The organism is Arthrobacter sp. B2I5 (assembly GCF_030816735.1).
In the GTDB taxonomy this organism is placed as follows: domain Bacteria; phylum Actinomycetota; class Actinomycetes; order Actinomycetales; family Micrococcaceae; genus Arthrobacter.
The window spans coordinates 575,047-591,893 of sequence record NZ_JAUSYF010000001.1; the positions used below are offsets into that span (position 1 = coordinate 575,047).

The 16,847-nt window shown below is 66.0% G+C and carries 18 protein-coding genes; 15 read left to right on the forward strand and 3 right to left on the reverse strand.

Features of this window, described 5'->3' with window-relative positions:
- Positions 1-10: 10 nt before the first annotated feature.
- A complete protein-coding gene (locus QFZ60_RS02685) occupies positions 11-592 on the reverse strand; it encodes an ABC transporter substrate-binding protein (RefSeq protein ID WP_307087906.1) in 582 nt (193 codons plus the stop codon).
- Between the two features lie 124 nt (positions 593-716).
- On the opposite strand from QFZ60_RS02685, the gene QFZ60_RS02690 reads away from it, so the two are divergent.
- The gene (locus QFZ60_RS02690; protein WP_307087908.1) at positions 717-1,094 is read left to right on the forward strand and encodes an STAS/SEC14 domain-containing protein; all 378 of its coding nucleotides are present in this window, start codon (positions 717-719) and stop codon (positions 1,092-1,094) included.
- A gap of 14 nt (positions 1,095-1,108) precedes the next feature.
- Here the strand turns inward: QFZ60_RS02690 and QFZ60_RS02695 are convergent, their stop codons facing one another.
- The gene (locus QFZ60_RS02695) at positions 1,109-2,131 is read right to left on the reverse strand and encodes a LacI family DNA-binding transcriptional regulator (protein ID WP_307087909.1); all 1,023 of its coding nucleotides are present in this window, start codon (positions 2,129-2,131) and stop codon (positions 1,109-1,111) included.
- 149 nt (positions 2,132-2,280) lie between these two features.
- On the opposite strand from QFZ60_RS02695, the gene QFZ60_RS02700 reads away from it, so the two are divergent.
- From QFZ60_RS02700 to QFZ60_RS02755, 12 genes are all read left to right on the forward strand, one after another.
- Positions 2,281-2,625 carry an L-rhamnose mutarotase gene (locus tag QFZ60_RS02700; protein WP_307087911.1) on the forward strand — a complete coding sequence of 115 codons (345 nt, stop codon included), beginning with the start codon at positions 2,281-2,283 and terminating at the stop codon, positions 2,623-2,625.
- Positions 2,626-2,717: 92 nt separating this feature from the next.
- Positions 2,718-3,884, forward strand: a complete 1,167-nt coding sequence (rhaI, locus tag QFZ60_RS02705) for an L-rhamnose isomerase (RefSeq protein WP_307087913.1) — start codon at positions 2,718-2,720, stop codon at positions 3,882-3,884.
- 6 nt (positions 3,885-3,890) lie between these two features.
- Positions 3,891-5,927 (forward strand): bifunctional aldolase/short-chain dehydrogenase, encoded by a 2,037-nt coding sequence (locus QFZ60_RS02710; RefSeq protein WP_307087914.1) that lies wholly within the window; start codon positions 3,891-3,893, stop codon positions 5,925-5,927.
- Entirely contained in the window at positions 5,924-7,384 is a 1,461-nt protein-coding gene (locus QFZ60_RS02715; protein WP_307087916.1) for a rhamnulokinase family protein, read from the forward strand. The genes QFZ60_RS02710 and QFZ60_RS02715 overlap by 4 nt, the downstream gene beginning before the upstream one ends.
- Before the next feature lie 4 nt (positions 7,385-7,388).
- Complete coding sequence (locus QFZ60_RS02720) at positions 7,389-8,192, forward strand: (Fe-S)-binding protein (protein ID WP_307087918.1); 804 nt, start codon at positions 7,389-7,391, stop codon at positions 8,190-8,192.
- On the forward strand, positions 8,192-9,664 hold the full coding sequence (locus QFZ60_RS02725) for a LutB/LldF family L-lactate oxidation iron-sulfur protein (RefSeq protein WP_307087920.1): 1,473 nt from the start codon (positions 8,192-8,194) through the stop codon (positions 9,662-9,664). The genes QFZ60_RS02720 and QFZ60_RS02725 overlap by 1 nt, the downstream gene beginning before the upstream one ends.
- On the forward strand, positions 9,661-10,305 hold the full coding sequence (locus tag QFZ60_RS02730; RefSeq protein WP_307087922.1) for an LUD domain-containing protein: 645 nt from the start codon (positions 9,661-9,663) through the stop codon (positions 10,303-10,305). The genes QFZ60_RS02725 and QFZ60_RS02730 overlap by 4 nt, the downstream gene beginning before the upstream one ends.
- Positions 10,306-10,359: 54 nt before the next feature.
- Entirely contained in the window at positions 10,360-11,379 is a 1,020-nt protein-coding gene (locus tag QFZ60_RS02735) for an acetylxylan esterase (RefSeq protein WP_307087924.1), read from the forward strand.
- A gap of 110 nt (positions 11,380-11,489) precedes the next feature.
- Complete coding sequence (locus QFZ60_RS02740) at positions 11,490-12,755, forward strand: glycoside-pentoside-hexuronide (GPH):cation symporter (protein WP_307087926.1); 1,266 nt, start codon at positions 11,490-11,492, stop codon at positions 12,753-12,755.
- A 235-nt stretch (positions 12,756-12,990) separates the two neighbouring features.
- A complete protein-coding gene (locus QFZ60_RS02745; RefSeq protein ID WP_307087928.1) occupies positions 12,991-14,112 on the forward strand; it encodes a 3-deoxy-7-phosphoheptulonate synthase in 1,122 nt (373 codons plus the stop codon).
- Positions 14,113-14,266: 154 nt separating this feature from the next.
- On the forward strand, positions 14,267-14,479 hold the full coding sequence (locus QFZ60_RS02750; RefSeq protein ID WP_043452394.1) for a helix-turn-helix domain-containing protein: 213 nt from the start codon (positions 14,267-14,269) through the stop codon (positions 14,477-14,479).
- A 151-nt stretch (positions 14,480-14,630) separates the two neighbouring features.
- Positions 14,631-14,729, forward strand: coding sequence for a 30S ribosomal protein bS22 (locus QFZ60_RS02755; RefSeq protein ID WP_003792170.1), 99 nt, complete (start codon positions 14,631-14,633; stop codon positions 14,727-14,729).
- Between the two features lie 123 nt (positions 14,730-14,852).
- Here the strand turns inward: QFZ60_RS02755 and QFZ60_RS02760 are convergent, their stop codons facing one another.
- Complete coding sequence (locus tag QFZ60_RS02760) at positions 14,853-15,671, reverse strand: HAD family phosphatase (protein ID WP_307087930.1); 819 nt, start codon at positions 15,669-15,671, stop codon at positions 14,853-14,855.
- Between the two features lie 78 nt (positions 15,672-15,749).
- Between QFZ60_RS02760 and QFZ60_RS02765 the strand changes: the two genes are divergently transcribed.
- Together QFZ60_RS02765 and QFZ60_RS02770 are read left to right on the forward strand one after the other, a co-directional pair.
- Positions 15,750-16,004 (forward strand): glutaredoxin family protein, encoded by a 255-nt coding sequence (locus tag QFZ60_RS02765; protein ID WP_142117605.1) that lies wholly within the window; start codon positions 15,750-15,752, stop codon positions 16,002-16,004.
- Positions 16,005-16,124: 120 nt separating this feature from the next.
- On the forward strand, positions 16,125-16,829 hold the full coding sequence (locus QFZ60_RS02770) for a redox-sensing transcriptional repressor Rex (protein WP_307087931.1): 705 nt from the start codon (positions 16,125-16,127) through the stop codon (positions 16,827-16,829).
- The last annotated feature ends 18 nt before the right edge of the window (positions 16,830-16,847 follow it).

The following is a 16,847-nucleotide window of genomic DNA, read 5'->3' on the forward strand; positions in this document are numbered from 1 at the left end:
CGCTGGGGAACTACAGTCCCAGGACCCGGTTCAGCAGGTTGGCCAGGCCGCTCAGGCCGTTTCCGCCATCCAGGAGGCCGGTGATGGCGCACAGGAGGTTGCCCACCAGGTTGCCCGCTCCGGTCTGGGCGGTGATATCCAGGACCACCTGCTTCAAGTCGACGTTGAGGCCCAGGAGGTCCAGATGCAGGGGACCGAGAACCAGGTTCAACACGTCGCAGCCGGCCCCGCCGCCGCCGGCCATGGTGGTGGGTGCAGCAGCAGCGGTTGTGGTGACTGTCTGGTCGACGGACTGAGTAGCCCCGGCAAGGTCCGTGAAGGTGCCCTGCAGCAAACCGGTGACCATGAGCTGGCCGTCCTTGGTGCTGAAGTTGGACGGTGTGAAGGTGCCAACGAAGCTGCCTACGCCGTCGATGGTCTGGTTAATGGTTCCCGTTACGTTGGCAACCTTTGATGACTGGGAGGCGGCGGAAGGAGCCGCGGGTGCCGCTGCGGTCGCCGGGCCTGCCATGCCGAAGAGCATGGCGCCTGAGAGGGCAATGGCGGTTACTGAAGCTGAGACCTTGGTGCGCATTTTCGGTAAAGTAAGCATGCTGACTAGTCAAGCCGGCCAGGGTGCAGGCGTGGTTGTGGGGGAGCGGCGTGCGCCCCGGACTGGCCATGCTGGGGCAAGATAGAGGGGTTCAGGAACTGCCCACTGGAGGGAGGCGGGGTCATTGGAACCCATGACGGTCGACGGCGGCAAAGGCACGGTGGAATTGCGTGCCGACGGGGTCATTCACCTCATTTGGGAACCCAGTGTCCGGATAGAAGTCGAAGATGCGCAGGCGGCGATGGCGACAGTCAACCGGATAGCCGGCGACAGCAGCTATCCCATGCTGGTGGACATGGCCACCACCGAGAATGTGAGTATCCAGGCGCGCTCGGTGTTCTCCATCCCCTGTGCGGCCAACCGCATCGCACTGCTGGGCTCAAGCCCGGTGGACCGGATCATCGCGAACTTCTTCCTGGGCGTCCACATTCCGCCCTGCCCTACCCGCTTCTTCACCTCCCGCGCCGAGTCCATGAAGTGGCTGCAGCAGGCAGGGAAATAACCCTGTCGGAAGGGTCAGCCGGCAGGGGGTGTGGCCGTGCTCTGCCGGACTACCAGCTCCGGTGTGAACACCACTGAGCGGTGGGTGGGGTTCTGGGACTCCACTTCCTCGGACAACAGCTCGATGGCCGTCCGGCCCAGCAGTGCGGTGGGCTGGCGGATGGAGGACAAGGGAACCACGGCCGACACCGCAAAATCGATGTCGTCATATCCGATCAGGGCCACGTCCTCGGGGATCCGGAATGTGTGGGTCATGGTGAGCGACTGCATGACGCCCAGGGCCAGGAGGTCGTTGGCGCAAAAAATTCCGTCCGGCAACCCGGCCCGGCCCCGCTCCACCAGCATGTCACCCACGCTGCGGCCCGCCAGGACCGTCTGTCCTTCCGCGTCCAGCACCTCGAGGGCGGCATTGGGCTCTTCCTCCACGGCGCGCCGGGCCCCCTGGAGGCGGTCCGCCACCTGCCGGATGGAGGTGGAGCCACCAACAAACGCGAGCCGGCGGCGCCCGGTGTCCAGCAGGTGCCGGGCAGCCAGGTACCCCCCGGCGTCGTCATCCACCGCCACGGAACTGAACTTGGACTCGTCAGCCAGCCGGTCCACCAGCACCGTGGGCACTCCGCGCTCGCGGAGGAGGTCCAGTCGCTCCGTGATATCGCCCACCGGGGAGATCAGGAGGCCCTGGACGCGCTGCTCCTGGAAAAGGTCGATGTAGTTGGCCTCCCGGCTGGCATTGTGGCCGCTGTCGCCCAGCAGGACGGCGCTGCCCTGCAGTGCCGCGGCGTCCTCGGCGGCGCGGACCACGGAGGTGAAGAAGGGGTTGCCGACGTCCAGGACAATGAGCCCGATGGTGCGGCTGTGGCCCACCCGGAGTTGCCGGGCGGCGTCATTGCGCACAAAGCCCAGTTCATCGATGGCGCGCAGCACACGTTCCTTGGTCCGGTCCGAGACCCGGTCCGGATAGTTCAGGACGTTGGATACGGTTCCCACGGCCACGCTCGCGTGGGTGGCGACGTCCTTGATACTGGCTGTGCGGTTCATCGGTTCTCCGTGCTGACGTGCCGCCGCGGTAGGTTCCGTGCGGGAAATCAAAAGTTTTTGTTAATGCTTGACACCTGTTCAAGTCCAAGAGTACTTTGAATCGTACCAATGAAACGATTCAAAACATTTCGAAATTGAAGGGATTCCCGATGAGGGTGTGTTTCCGTTCCTCCATCCAGCCGGCGCTGATCGACGAATACCGCCGCCGGCATGCAGCGGTGTGGCCGGAAATGCTGCACGCCCTCGAGGGGGCAGGCTGGCACAACTACTCCCTTTTCCTTGCCGCGGACGGGCTCTTGGTGGGCTACGTGGAGTGCGACGACTTCGATGCCGTCCGTGCCCGCATGGCCCTCACGGACGTCAACGCCCGGTGGCAGGCGGAGATGGCAACCCTGTTTGAAAATTCCGGCCAGGCGCCCGACGAAGGGTTCCAGGTCCTGGAAGAAGTCTTCAACCTCGACAGTCAATTGGCAGCACAGTCCTCCGCGGGCTGACTGACATAGCCAGACACGACCGGCACGGCTCCAGCAGCGGGGCAACCACCACAACGCATCAGACTCATCAACAAACACCGGAAAGAACCATCATGAATGAAGTAGCAACGGCGCTGGGCAGGCTCGGGGAGCTTGCCATCGAGGTCCCCTCGTGGGCCTATGGAAATTCAGGCACCCGGTTCAAGGTGTTTGGCACACCCGGGACGCCGCGGACTGTGCAGGAAAAGCTGGCGGACGCCGCCAAGGTCCACGAACTGACCGGACTGGCCCCTACCGTGGCCCTGCATATTCCGTGGGACAAGGTGGACGACTACGCCGCACTGAAGGAGTACGCGGCCGGCCTGGGCGTGGGCCTGGGCACCATCAACTCCAACACCTTCCAGGATGACGAGTACAAGTTTGGCTCACTGACGTCGTCCAACGAGGCCGTGCGCCGCCGCGCCATCGACCACCACCTGGACTGCATCGACATCATGCATGCGACCGGCTCGACGGACTTGAAGATCTGGCTGGCGGACGGCACCAACTACCCGGGCCAGGATGACATGCGCGGCCGCCAGGATCGGTTGGCCGAGTCCCTGCGGGAGATCTACGCCGCCCTGGGCGACGAACAGCGCCTGGTGCTCGAGTACAAGTTCTTCGAGCCGGCTTTCTACCACACCGATGTTCCGGACTGGGGCACTTCCTACGCCCAGACCTTGGCGCTTGGCGAGAAGGCGTTCGTCTGCCTGGACACCGGCCACCACGCCCCGGGCACCAACATCGAGTTCATCGTGATGCAGCTGCTGCGCCTGGGCAAGCTGGGTTCCTTCGATTTCAACTCGCGCTTCTACGCCGACGACGACCTCATTGTGGGTGCGGCCGACCCGTTCCAGCTCTTCCGCATCATGCACGAGGTCATCCGCGGCGGCGGCTTCGGCAAGGACTCCGGCGTGGCCCTCATGCTGGACCAGTGCCACAACCTGGAAGAGAAGATCCCGGGCCAGATCCGCTCCGTCCTGAACGTCCAGGAAATGACCGCCCGGGCTTTGCTGGTGGACACCGCAGCCTTGGCCGAGGCCCAGCGCGCCGGGGATGTCCTGGCAGCCAACGGCATTTTCAACGATGCCTTCTACACCGACGTCCGGCCCATCCTGGCCGAGTGGCGTGAATCCCGCGGCCTGCCCGCGGACCCGCTGGCCGCCTTCAAGGCCAGCGGTTACCAGAAGAAGATCAACGAGGACCGCGTGGGCGGCCAGCAAGCCGGATGGGGCGCCTGATTAGTTATGACCAACAAGACTGTTGAAGACCTGATTTCCCGTTCCAACCGCCTGGGTGCGGACAAGCGGAACACCAACTTCGCCGGCGGCAACACCTCCGCCAAGGGCACCGAAAAGGACCCTGTCACGGGCGAGGACGTCCAGCTGCTCTGGGTCAAGGGTTCCGGCGGGGACCTGGGCACGCTGAAGGCAGAGAACCTGGCGGTGCTGCGCCTGGACCGCCTGAACGCGCTGAAGAACGTCTACCCGGGCGTGGAGCGTGAAGACGAGATGGTGGCCGCGTTCGATTACTGCCTGCACGGCAAGGGCGGAGCGGCTCCCTCGATCGACACGGCCATGCACGGCCTGGTTGACGCCGCGCACGTGGACCACCTGCACCCGGACTCGGGCATTGCCATTGCCACCGCGGTGGACGGCGAGGCGCTGACCACCAAGATTTTCGGCAACAAAGTGGTGTGGGTGCCCTGGCGGCGGCCCGGGTTCCAGCTTGGCCTGGACATCGCCGCGATCAAGGACGCCAACCCGCAGGCCATCGGCACCATCCTGGGCGGACACGGCATCACCGCGTGGGGCGCCAGCAGTGAAGAGGCAGAGCAGAACTCGCTGTGGATCATTGAGCAGGCCGAGAAGTACATCAAGGACAACGGCAAGGCAGAACCCTTCGGAGCCAGGCTGCCCGGCTACGGGGCACTGCCTGAGGCCGAACGGAAAGCCAAGGCCGCAGCCCTGGCACCCGTGATCCGCGGCCTGGCCTCCACGGACAAGCCGCAGCTGGGGCACTTCAGCGATGACGCCGTCGTCCTGGACTTCCTCGAAGCCGCCGAACACCCGCGCCTTGGCGCCCTGGGTACCTCCTGCCCGGACCACTTCCTGCGCACCAAGGTCAAGCCGCTGATCCTGGACCTGCCCGCCGACGCCTCGATCGAGGATTCGATCGCCCGCCTGCACGAGCTGCACGCTGACTACCGCGAGGACTACCAGGCCTACTACGACCGCCATGCGGACCAGGACAGCCCGGCCCTGCGCGGCGCGGACCCGGCCATCGTGCTGGTCCCCGGCGTCGGCATGTTCTCCTTCGGCGCCAACAAGCAGACAGCCCGCGTTGCCGGCGAGTTCTACCTCAACGCCATCAACGTGATGCGCGGCGCCGAGGCCATCTCCAGCTACGCCCCGATCGAGGAATCCGAGAAGTTCCGGATCGAGTACTGGGCGCTGGAGGAAGCCAAGCTGGCCCGGATGCCCAAGCCCAAGTCCCACGCCACCCGCATCGCCCTGGTCACCGGCGCGGCCTCCGGCATCGGCAAGGCCATCGCCACCCGCCTCGCCGCGGAAGGCGCCTGCGTGGTCATCGCGGACCTGAACCTCGAGAACGCGGAAAAGGTCGCCGAGGAGCTGGGCGGCCCGGACGTCGCCATCGGCATCCAGGCCGACGTGACGGACGAGGCCCAGGTGGCAGCGGCTATCGACGCCGCCGTGCTGGCGTTCGGCGGCGTGGACCTGGTGGTCAACAACGCCGGCCTCTCCATCTCCAAGCCGCTGCTGGAAACCACCGAGAAGGACTGGGACCTGCAGCACAACGTCATGGCCAAGGGCTCCTTCCTGGTGGCCAAGGCCGCGGCGAAGGTGATGATCGCGCAGGGCCTGGGCGGGGACATCATCTACATCTCCTCCAAGAACTCCGTGTTCGCCGGCCCCAACAACATCGCCTACTCCGCCACCAAGGCGGACCAGGCCCACCAGGTCCGCCTGCTCGCCGCGGAATTGGGCGAGCACGGCATCCGCGTCAACGGCATCAACCCCGACGGCGTGGTCCGCGGTTCCGGCATCTTCGCCGGCGGCTGGGGCGCCAAGCGCGCCGCCGTGTACGGCGTGGACGAGGAGAAACTGGGCGAGTACTACGCCCAGCGCACCCTGCTCAAGCGCGAAGTCCTGCCCGAGCATGTGGCCAACGCCGCCGCCGTCCTCACCAGCAACGAACTGTCCCACACCACCGGCCTGCACATCCCCGTGGACGCCGGAGTGGCCGCAGCCTTCCTGCGATGAGCACGGTTCCTGCCCGCGGCGTGTTTGCCGCCGTCGACATCGGTGCCTCCTCCGGGCGCGTGATGCTGGGCCGCGTTACTGGCGCAGGGGTATCACTGGAGACAGTGCACCGCTTCCCCAACGGCGTGGTGGAGCTCGACGGCGGCCTCCGCTGGGGCTTCGACGCCCTGTTCGCGGAGGTCCTGGCCGGCCTCCGCGCTGCGGCCACAGTGGCGGCCGTGCAGGGTGAAACGATCGCCAGCATCGGCATTGACACCTGGGCAGTGGATTATGGCCTGGTGGATGCATCGGGGAAGCTGGTGGCACAGCCATACAGCTACCGCGACGATCGCAGCAGGGCGGCTATTGCCCCTGTCCACGAAAAATTGGACCCGGCACGCCAGTACCAGACCACGGGGCTGCAGTTCCTCCAGTTCAACACCGTCTACCAGCTGGCCACCGAACGTCACCTGGACGGGCTGAAGGCGCTGCTGATCCCGGACCTGATGGCGTTCCTGCTGACCGGGGTGCGCCGGACCGAGGCCACCAACGCCTCCACCACAGGACTGTTCGACGCCGTGGCGGGGGAGTGGGCCACCGAGTTCTTCAGGGCGTTGGGGCTGCGGAAGGACCTGTTTCCGCCCCTGATCCAGCCCGGGGAAGCCTACGGACACCTCCTGCCGGAGATCGCCGCAACCCTGGGCCTGTCCCGTGAAACCACAGTGGTGGCGGTGGGCTCGCACGACACTGCCTCCGCCGTCGTGGCCGTTCCCGCCCGGGATGACGCATTCGCCTACATCTCCTCCGGCACCTGGTCGCTGGTGGGGCTCGAACTGCAGCATCCGGTCCTGACGGAAGCAAGCAGGGAAGCCAACTTCACCAATGAACGGGGCGTGGACGGCACTATCCGCTACCTGCGCAACGTGGGAGGACTGTGGCTCCTGAGCGAATGCCAGCGGACCTGGGCCAGTGAGGGTTTCCAACCCGACCTGGCCGCACTGCTCGCCGCCGCGGCGGCATTGCCTGCGGGCGGTCCCCAGGTCAATGCCGACGATCCCTACTTCATCGCCCCGCGTAATATGCCGGAGCGCATCCGGGCGGCGGTACGGCGTACAGGTGACGTCCTGCCCAACGATCCCGCAGCCATCACCCGCTGCATCATGGACAGCCTCGCCGCCGCATACGCCAAAACCATCACCGCAGCAGAACGCCTGGCGGACCGCGAGGTGGACGTGGTGCACGTGGTGGGCGGCGGCTCGCAGAACACCCTGCTCTGCCAGCTCACCGCCAATGCCACCGGGCGCCCCGTCGTTGCCGGTCCCGTCGAAGCCACAGCCCTGGGCAACGTGCTCATCCAGGCCCGCGCCGCCGGGGCTGCCACCGGCGGGCTGCCGGACCTGCGCGGAATCATTGCCGCCGGAACCAGCCTTCGCCGCTACGAACCGCAGGACCTGCCCCTCAACGCCGCCAGGAATTGAACCCATGAAAATCGCACTTTTCGCCACCTGCATCGTGGATGCCATGTATCCACGTGCGGCACAAGCCACCGTGGCGGTCCTGGAACGCCTGGGCCACCAGGTGGTCTTTCCCCAAGGGCAGGCCTGCTGCGGGCAGATGCACGTCAACAGCGGCTACCTGAAGGAAGCCGTCCCCGTGGTGGCCAATCATGTCCGCGCCTTCGGATCCGGGGACTATGACGTCGCCGTGGCACCTTCGGGCTCCTGCGTCGCCTCCGTGAAGCACCAGCACCCCATGGTGGCCCGGCACGCAGGGGACGCCACGCTCGAGGAGCGGGCGGCCGCCGTCGGGAAGAAAACCTACGAACTGTCCGAACTGCTGGTGGATGTCCTGGGCGTCACCAATCCGGCGGAGCAGCTGGGTTCGTATTTCCCGCACACGGTGACCTACCACCCCTCGTGCCACGGGATGCGCCTTCTGAAGCTCGGTGACCGGCAGGCCGGGCTGCTGCGCGGCGTGAAGGGCCTGAAGCTGGTGGACCTGCCGGAAGCCGACCAGTGCTGCGGATTTGGCGGCACCTTCTCGGTAAAGAACGCCGACGTTTCCTCCGCGATGCTGGCTGATAAAACGGCGAACATCCGCAGCACCGGCGCATCCGTGTGCGCCGGCGGCGACTACTCCTGCCTGATGCACATCGGCGGCGGCCTCTCACGGCAGGCCGATGCTGTGGCCACCCTGCATCTGGCCGAAATCCTGGCCAGCACGGAACAGCAGCCGGCTGTGCTGCCGGAGACGGCCGGTACACCGGCGAAAGTAATGGTGAAGTGATGCCTCGCACCCAGCTGGGCATGCCCGGCCTCCACCCCGGCTCAGGCAATCTGTTCGCCGAAGAGAAGTTCCCCTCAGCGGCCCGCCGCGGGCTCGGCAACAGCCAGCTCCGCCGGAACCTCAAGCACGCCACGTCCACCATCCGCGGCAAACGCCTGGCGGTCACCGGGGAACTTCCCGACTGGGAGGAACTGCGGGAGGCGGGCAGTGCCATCAAGACCGCGGTCATGGCCCGGCTGCCCGAACTCCTGGAAGCCTTCGAAGCCAACGTCACCGCCCGTGGAGGTGTGGTGCACTGGGCGCAGGACGCCGCGGAGGCCAACCGGATCATCCATGACCTGGTCAAGGCCGAAGGCGTGGACGAAGTGGTCAAGGTGAAGTCGATGGCCACCCAGGAAATTGGCATGAACGAGTACCTGGAAGAGCGCGGCATCGCGGCCTTCGAGACGGACCTGGCTGAACTGATCGTCCAGCTGGGCCACGATAAGCCCAGCCATATCCTGGTCCCGGCCATCCACAAGAACCGCACCGAGGTTCGGGACATCTTCCTCAAGGAGATGCCCGGCGTGGACCCCGGCCTGACCGATGAACCGCGCCTGCTTGCCATGGCCGCCCGGGCGCACCTGCGTGCGAAGTTCCTGACCGCCAAGGTGGCGATCTCGGGGGCGAACTTCGGCATCGCGGACTCCGGAACGCTCGGCGTTGTGGAGTCCGAGGGCAACGGCCGGATGTGCCTGACGCTGCCCGAAACCCTGATCACGGTCATGGGCATCGAGAAGCTGCTGCCCACCTTCGCCGACCTTGAGGTCTTCCTGCAGCTGCTGCCGCGGTCCTCCACCGGTGAGCGGATGAACCCCTACACCTCGCTGTGGACCGGCATCACCGAAGGCGACGGACCCTCAAAGTTCCACGTCATCCTGCTGGACAACGGACGCACCAACGCCCTGGCCGACGAGATGGGACGCTCTGCCCTGCACTGCATCCGCTGCAGCGCGTGCATCAACGTCTGCCCGGTGTACGAACGGACCGGCGGCCACGCCTACGGCTCCACCTACCCGGGACCGATCGGCGCCATCCTCTCGCCGCTGATGACCGGCATCGAGGCTGAAGAGAACGGTTCGCTCCCGTACGCGTCCTCGCTCTGCGGCGCCTGCTACGACGCCTGCCCCGTGAAAATCAACATCCCGGACATCCTGGTCCACCTGCGCGGCAAGGACGTTGATGCGCACCGCGGCGGCTTCCCGTCGCAGCTGGACATTGGACTCAAGGCAGCCTCCTGGGCGCTGTCCTCGGGCAGCCGGCTGGCCGCCGTCGAAAAGCTCCTGCCCCTGGGCCGTGCCGCAGCCGGACGGGACAAGAAGATCAAGAAACTGCCCGGCATTGCCGCCGGCTGGACGCAAAGCCGGGATATCCCGGCGCCGCCGGCACAGTCTTTCCGCGACTGGTGGGCCAAGGAGCACAAGGAACCATGAGCAGCCGTGAACAGATCCTCGCCGCCGTCCGCACCGCACTGAAGGACGTGCCGGCCGTTCCGGAGATCCCGCGGAACTACCGCCTGGACGGGGAGGCAGGCGCGCAGCAGCGCATCGAGATCCTGGTTGACCGGCTGGAAGACTACAAGGCCGGTGTCACTGTCGTCGATGGAGACGCCGTCGCGGCCGCCATCCGGCGGCTGCTTGCTGGCGCGGCTTCCTATGTTGTCCCGGCCGGCCTTGACCCGGCCTGGCTGGACTGGGAGACGGAACCCGCGCGGATTAAGTACGACGGCGGCGCGCACGGCGTGCGGTCAGTGGCGGAACTCGACGCAACAGACGCCGTCGTGACCTCCAGTGCGGTGACCGTGGCCGAATCCGGAACCATCATCCTCGATGGCAGCCCGGACCAGGGCCGCCGCGCCATTTCCCTGATTCCGGACCATCACGTCTGCGTGGTGCACACCAGGGACATCACTGCCATCCTGCCCGAAGCCCTCCGCCGCCTGGACGGCACCCGTCCGCTGACCATGATCAGCGGACCCAGCGCCACGTCCGACATCGAACTGGAGCGCGTCGAGGGAGTGCACGGGCCCAGGCGCCTGGATGTCATCGTCGTGCGCCAGGGGTGCGTGCGCTAGAAATAGAGGAACTCCCCGCGAGGCCTACGAACAACTGAAAGCCGAAGGACAACGATGCCCCTCTTCGACCTGCCCCTTGACCAGCTGCGCAGCTACACCTCGGCCGTCACTCCGCCCGAGGACCTGGCCGCATTCTGGGATGCCACCCTTGCGGAGGCGCGTGCCTTCCCGCTGGACGCGCACTTTGAGCCGGTGGAGAACTACCTCACCGTGATCGACACCTTTGACGTCACCTTCGCCGGCTTCGGCGGCGCACCTGTTAAAGGCTGGCTGCACCTTCCCGCCCACCGGGACGCCGGCGCGCGGCTTCCGGTGGTGGTGAACTACATCGGCTATTCCGGCGGCCGCGGCCTGGTCAACCAGGACACCCGCTGGGCGCAGGCCGGGTACGCGCATTTCATCATGGACACGCGCGGCCAGGGGTACGGCGGCACGCTGGGGCACACGGCGGACCCCCACCCCTCTGCCGGCGATGTTGCCCATGCCGGCCTGATGACCCGGGGCATCGCCAGCCGGGAGGACTATTACTACCGCCGGGTCTATGTGGATGCCTTCCGCGCGGTGGAGGCCGCCCAGGCCCACCCCGCCGTCGATCCGTCCAAGGTGGTGCTGGCAGGAGTCAGCCAGGGCGGCGGGCTGGTGGTGGCCGCGGCAGGGCTAACCGCAGGAAGGCTCGACGGCGTCATCGCCGCGCTGCCCGACGTCCCCTTCCTGCAGGACTTCCCCCGCGCCATTGACATCACCCCGCGCGGGCCCTACCCGGAAATCGCCCAGTTCCTGGCACGGCACAGGGACAGCTACGAGTCCACGCTTGCCGTCCTCGCCTACTTCGACGGTGTGAACCTGGCGCGCTCCGCCACCGCGCCCGCACTGTACTCAGCGGCGCTGATGGACGACATCTGCCCGGCGTCCACCGTCTTCGCCAGCTTCAACGCCTACGGCTCCGGCATGTCCGCGTCCTCCGCCGGCGGGGCGGAGAAGGAGATCGAGGTGTACCGGTTCAACAACCACGAGGGCGGCCAGGAACACCACTGGATCCGGCAGCTGGTGTTTCTCCGCAAGATTTTGGGGTAGGTTTCTTGCAGGGGAGAGAAAACGGTTTCTCACCCTGAGGCAAGGAGAAATGAAGCGACTCAACAGGGGCCGCGGTGGTGGGGTACGGCGCCGGCGACGCGGCGAACAGCATGATCATCAGTACCGCCAACATGTTCCTGCTGGTTTACTACACGGATGTTGCCGGCATTGGCGCCGCCGCTGCCGGCACGCTCCTGGTGGTGGCGCGGGTGTTCAATGCCTTCACGGACATTGCTGCGGGCCGGATCGTGGACCGTTTCCACAGCCCCCGCTGGGGAAAGTTCCGGCCCTTCCTGGTCTTCGGCTTTGTTCCGCTGGTGCTCGGGATTGCCGTGTTCCATGTGCCCGACGTCGAACCAGCGCTGAAACTCCTGTACGCCTACTGCACGTACGGCCTGGTCTGCCTTGCCTACAGCCTGGTGAACGTTCCCTACAGCTGCCTGGTGGGGGCCATGACCCAGGACCCCCGGGAACGGGCCAGGCTGGCCGGCGCCCGGACCATCGGCGGGCTGTCCACGGGGGCAGTGCTCGGGTTCTTCGTGGCCCCGCTCCTGGGCAGGGGCGGGGATATCCAGCAGATCTTCACCGTGCTGACGCTGGCCTTCGCGGTGATTGGTTCCGCGCTCTACGTATTCACGGGGATCGCATGCCGGGAACAGGTGGCCGGCAGCGTCCCCAGGATCAGTTGGCGCCAGACCGCGGAGGCGCTCAAGGTCAACTCGCCCCTGGTGGTCCTGTGCCTCAGCTCCGTGCTGTTGGTGACGGGCAACTCCGCCACCGTGGCCGCCCAGTTCTACTACCTGCGTGACGTCCTTGGCCGGGTGGATCTCTTTCCGCTACTGGCGGCAACGCAGGTGGTGATCACCTTGGCGCTGGCCGTCGTGATGCCGCGCCCGGTGGCCCGGTGGGGCAAGAAGGCTGTCTTCACCGTGGGCTGCCTGCTGGGCACCGCAGGCGGGATGGTGGTTTTCCTGGCGCCCGCGGGAGTGCCCTGGCCGGCAGTGGCCGGAATGGTCGTGGCGCAGTTGTCCGCCGCAACGGTCAGCATCCTCACCTGGGCCCTGATCGCGGACACGGTGGAATACGGCGAATGGAAGACGGGTGTCAGGGTCCAGGGCATCAACTATGCGCTCCTGGCGGCAACCCGGAAACTGGGCATGGGCTTCGGCGGCGGGCTGGTGGCCTTCGCGTTGGCGTGGGGCGGGTATTCCTCGTCCCTGGCGGAGCAGGCCGCCCCGGCGGTCATGGCCGTCCGGGCCGCCGCAGGACTGCTGCCCGCCGTCCTGGTGCTGGCAGCGGTCGGCATCATGTACTGGTACCGCCTGACTGACCGGAAGCACGCAGAACTGGTGGCCGGACTCCAAAGCCGGCGGTAACGGAATGTGACGGACATTGATTTTGCGCCCGCGGCGGCCCGGGCTTATGGTCTTTTCCATGACTAACCGTTGGTATGCGTATTTTTCGTTGGCTCTGGAGGGGCCCGCGTCTAACTGACACGCATCCAGCATTCCTTCAGAGCCAACAGGGCAGAGATCATTCTCTGCCCTTCGCCGTTTCTCCGGCGGGTTCTGAAATCCGGGCCCGCTTCCCATCTGGAACAGGACCCCGAACATGAGCACCGCAACAGCCGCAGCAACCGCCAGCGACACCACGTCCACCTCGAACCTGCGCGTCAGCGAATTCACTCCGCTGCCCGCTCCGTCCGACCTCCTCGCGGAACTGCCCCTGGACGCCCGGGCGGCCGCCGTCGTTGAACGCGGACGCGACGAAGTGCGCGCCATCATGGACGGCGTGGATGACCGCCTGCTGGTCATCGTTGGCCCTTGCTCCATCCACGACCCCAAAGCGGGCCTGGAATACGCCCGGCGGCTGGTCAGCCAGGCGGAGAAGCACCGGGAAGACCTGCTGATCGTGATGCGGACCTACTTCGAAAAGCCGCGCACCACCGTGGGCTGGAAGGGCCTGATCAACGATCCGCGGCTTGACGGCAGCCACGACATGGTCACGGGCCTCCGGACCGCCCGGCAGTTCCTGCAGCAGGTCACCGCGCTGGGCCTGCCCACCGCCACCGAATTCCTGGAGCCCATCAGCCCCCAGTACATGGCGGACCTGATCTCCTGGGGTGCCATCGGCGCCCGCACCACGGAAAGCCAGATCCATCGCCAGCTCGCGTCCGGGCTCTCCATGCCCATCGGCTTCAAGAACGGGACCGACGGCGGCCTTCAGGTGGCCATCGACGCCTGCGGCGCCGCGGCGGCTGCCCAAGCCTTCCTGGGGATCGACGGCGACGGCCGGGCGGCGCTGGTGGCAACGGCCGGAAACCCGGACACCCATGTGATCCTGCGCGGCGGCCGCAAGGGGCCCAACTACTCAGCGGCCGACGTCGAACGTGCCTCTACTGAACTGGCAGGCAAGGGACTGAACCCCCGCCTGATCGTGGATGCGAGCCATGCCAACAGCGGCAAGAGCCACCACCGGCAGGCCGAGGTTGCCCTGGAAATCGGAGCCCAGCTGGAGGAAGGCGGTGCTGCGGCGCGGGCCGTGGCCGGGGTGATGCTGGAAAGCTTCCTGGTGGGCGGCGCGCAGAACCTGGATGTTGCGGATCATGCGGCCGGGCGGTCGGAGCTGGTCTACGGGCAAAGCGTCACGGATGCCTGCATGGACTGGGACGTTTCCGCGTCCGTCCTTGGGCAGCTGGCGGCATCGGCACGGAGGCGGCGGCAGTCAAATTAGGGGGTGAAATAGGGGAAGCACTACTTTCACATCTGCCACAGGAACATCTAGAGTATCTTTTTAGGTGGTTGGTGGATGGCTCAGCATCGGAACACCGCATTGGCACGTACCTGGGGTCACTGTTGTCCATCCGTCAGCAAAGGAAAATAGGGAAATGTCGGCAGAACAGAACTTCTCCAACGCGAAGTTCCTGACCGTGGCTGAAGTAGCCGAGGTCATGCGAGTCTCCAAAATGACTGTTTACCGCCTGGTCCACTCCGGCGAAATGCCGGCAGTGCGCTTCGGCCGCTCCTATCGGGTCCCCGAAAACGCCGTTGAACAGTACCTCAAGGGTGCTGTGGTGGACGGCCACACCGAGACCGCCTGAGGCGGCCTGTCCTGAGCCGCTCCCGATAAGCGGTACCCTGTTAAGGAACGTTTTACGTCATTGTAAGAATCTGTCAGTTGTTCAGTTCGTAGCTCTGTCCACGGACATTCTCCATCAGACAGGTACTGCATCTAGTTTGTAAGGAACTTTCGTGGGTTCAGTTATTAAGAAGCGTCGCAAGCGTATGGCCAAGAAGAAGCACCGCAAGCTGCTTCGCAAGACCCGTCACCAGCGCCGTAACAAGAAGTAGACATACTTCGAACAGCGTGGAAATGCCCGTCGCCTTTCATGGCGGCGGGCATTTCTGTGTCCCCCGCCCAACTAGGTAGCAGCAGATGTCGTTATGGGGGCTCATAACGACATCTGCTGCTACCTAGATGCGGGGGCCGCGGATGCGGGCGAAGCCCTTCCAAAGGCCGTAAACGGCTCCGCCGAAGGTGGCCGCCTTGAGCCCAAAGGTGGCGGCGCGCCGGCCGGCGCGGAAATCGTAAACCGGCCAGTTGTGGTCACGCGCGTGGCGGCGCAGCTTGGCGTCCGGGTTGATGGCCACCGGGTGGCCCACCAGCGAAAGCAGCGGAACGTCGTTGTAGGAATCGCTGTAGGCCCAGCAGCGCTTCAGGTCCAGGCCTTCCTCGTCCGCGATGGCCTGGACGGCCACGGCCTTGGCCGAGCCGTGCAGGATGTCTCCCACTAACCTGCCCGTGTACATGCCGTCGGAAACCTCGCCCACGGTTCCCAGGGCTCCGGTCAGTCCCAGCCGGGTGGAGATCACGGTGGCCACTTCGATGGGGGTGGCCGTCACCAGCCAGACGCGGCGGCCTACCCTCAGGTGCTGCTCGGCCAGGGCCTTGGCGCCCGGCCAGATCCGCGACGCAATCATTTCGTCGTAGACTTCTTCGCCCAGCGCCTTGATGTCGTCCACGCTGATGCCCACTGCCAGGGTCAGGGCGGAGTCGCGGACGGCGTGGACGTCATCCATGTTCTCTCCGCGGGCCACAAACTTGAACTGTTGCCAGGCCATACCAGCCGCCTGCCTCAGGGTGAAGGCTCCGCGCTGGTGCATCTTCCGCGCCACATGGAAGAGGCTGGCGCCACGCATCAAGGTATTGTCCACATCGAAAAACGCCGCCTCGCCCGGCTGCGGCGCAGCAACCGGCCGCGTGACTACGGCGACGTATTTCTCCTCGGGCATGGACTCGAGTCTAGTCAATCCAGTGGCCAGCCGCCGTCGGCGTCACCGGCACGCCACGAACGGCGATACCGTTAAGCCATGGCTACACCCCGCGTCGTCCTGGTCACCAAAGCTGACTGCCACCTTTGCGAGGAGGCGCGCGACGCCGTCGCCCGGGTCACTGCCACATTGGGCCTGACGTGGAGCGAAGAGCAGGTGGACAACCAGCCCGACCTGCGTGAGCGTTATGCCGAGGAAATCCCCGTAGTGCTGGTGGACGGCGTGCAGCGCGACTTCTGGAAGATCGACGAGGCCCGCTTGGAACGCGTGCTGCAGCGCGCCATGGCCCAGTAGGGGAGTGGCGGCAGTGACATCAGATGCCCGGACGCCGCGGTTTTTCGATGGCCCGGGTTTTGAAGCCATGAGCGGCAGGGACCTAGAGTGGACTCACAACGCGACGCAAGGGAGGTGCGGGTGACATCCCTGGGTTCAACGCCCCAGCCTGTCCCGGACCTTCCGGATGCCACGGGCCCAATCGCCAAGCAGATACCTCCTGCCGCCGTGGCCCGGCTGACCATTTACCTCCGCGCCCTGAACACCTTGCTGTCCGAGGGCGTGGAGCGCGTTTCCTCCGACTCCCTGGCGGAAGCCTCAGGCGTCAGTTCCTCAACACTGCGCAAGGACTTGTCGCATGTGGGGTCCTACGGGACCAGGGGTGTTGGCTATGAGGTGCAGTACCTCAGCCGCCACATTGCCGCTGCCCTGGGACTGACCCACGACTGGAAAGTGGCCATAGTGGGCGCCGGCAACCTGGGCAAGGCGCTGGCGCGCTACGGCGGCTTTGAATCGCGGGGGTTCGACGTGGTGGCCATCTTCGACGCCGACCAGATGGTGGTGGGCAACGAGGTGGGATGGCTGCGCGTCAGCGACGTGGCAGACCTTGAAACCGTCCTGCACCGTACGGGGGCCAACATGGTGGTGCTGGCCCTTCCTGCCGCGGTGGCCCAGGGGGTGTGCGACCGCGTGGTGGCGGCAGGCGTGCACAGCGTGCTGAGCTTCGCACCCGTGATGCTGCAGGTTCCCGAAGGCGTGAACCTCCGCAAGGTGGACATGGCCACCGAACTCCAGATCCTGGCCTACCACGCACAACGGGCCCAGACGCCTGGGCAGACGGCCTAGCAGTTTAAAGCAGGCGGC

What these genes read in the sequence shown, in the direction of transcription:
- QFZ60_RS02685 (WP_307087906.1), bottom strand. Translation starts at nt 592, where the DNA reads ATGCTTACTTTACCGAAAATGCGCACCAAGGTCTCAGCTTCAGTAACC.
- QFZ60_RS02695 (WP_307087909.1), bottom strand. Translation starts at nt 2,131, where the DNA reads ATGAACCGCACAGCCAGTATCAAGGACGTCGCCACCCACGCGAGCGTG.
- QFZ60_RS02700 (WP_307087911.1), top strand. Translation starts at nt 2,281, where the DNA reads ATGAGGGTGTGTTTCCGTTCCTCCATCCAGCCGGCGCTGATCGACGAA.
- rhaI (WP_307087913.1), top strand. Translation starts at nt 2,718, where the DNA reads ATGAATGAAGTAGCAACGGCGCTGGGCAGGCTCGGGGAGCTTGCCATC.
- QFZ60_RS02710 (WP_307087914.1), top strand. Translation starts at nt 3,891, where the DNA reads ATGACCAACAAGACTGTTGAAGACCTGATTTCCCGTTCCAACCGCCTG.
- QFZ60_RS02715 (WP_307087916.1), top strand. Translation starts at nt 5,924, where the DNA reads ATGAGCACGGTTCCTGCCCGCGGCGTGTTTGCCGCCGTCGACATCGGT.
- QFZ60_RS02720 (WP_307087918.1), top strand. Translation starts at nt 7,389, where the DNA reads ATGAAAATCGCACTTTTCGCCACCTGCATCGTGGATGCCATGTATCCA.
- QFZ60_RS02725 (WP_307087920.1), top strand. Translation starts at nt 8,192, where the DNA reads ATGCCTCGCACCCAGCTGGGCATGCCCGGCCTCCACCCCGGCTCAGGC.
- QFZ60_RS02730 (WP_307087922.1), top strand. Translation starts at nt 9,661, where the DNA reads ATGAGCAGCCGTGAACAGATCCTCGCCGCCGTCCGCACCGCACTGAAG.
- QFZ60_RS02735 (WP_307087924.1), top strand. Translation starts at nt 10,360, where the DNA reads ATGCCCCTCTTCGACCTGCCCCTTGACCAGCTGCGCAGCTACACCTCG.
- QFZ60_RS02740 (WP_307087926.1), top strand. Translation starts at nt 11,490, where the DNA reads ATGATCATCAGTACCGCCAACATGTTCCTGCTGGTTTACTACACGGAT.
- QFZ60_RS02745 (WP_307087928.1), top strand. Translation starts at nt 12,991, where the DNA reads ATGAGCACCGCAACAGCCGCAGCAACCGCCAGCGACACCACGTCCACC.
- QFZ60_RS02750 (WP_043452394.1), top strand. Translation starts at nt 14,267, where the DNA reads ATGTCGGCAGAACAGAACTTCTCCAACGCGAAGTTCCTGACCGTGGCT.
- QFZ60_RS02760 (WP_307087930.1), bottom strand. Translation starts at nt 15,671, where the DNA reads ATGCCCGAGGAGAAATACGTCGCCGTAGTCACGCGGCCGGTTGCTGCG.
- QFZ60_RS02765 (WP_142117605.1), top strand. Translation starts at nt 15,750, where the DNA reads ATGGCTACACCCCGCGTCGTCCTGGTCACCAAAGCTGACTGCCACCTT.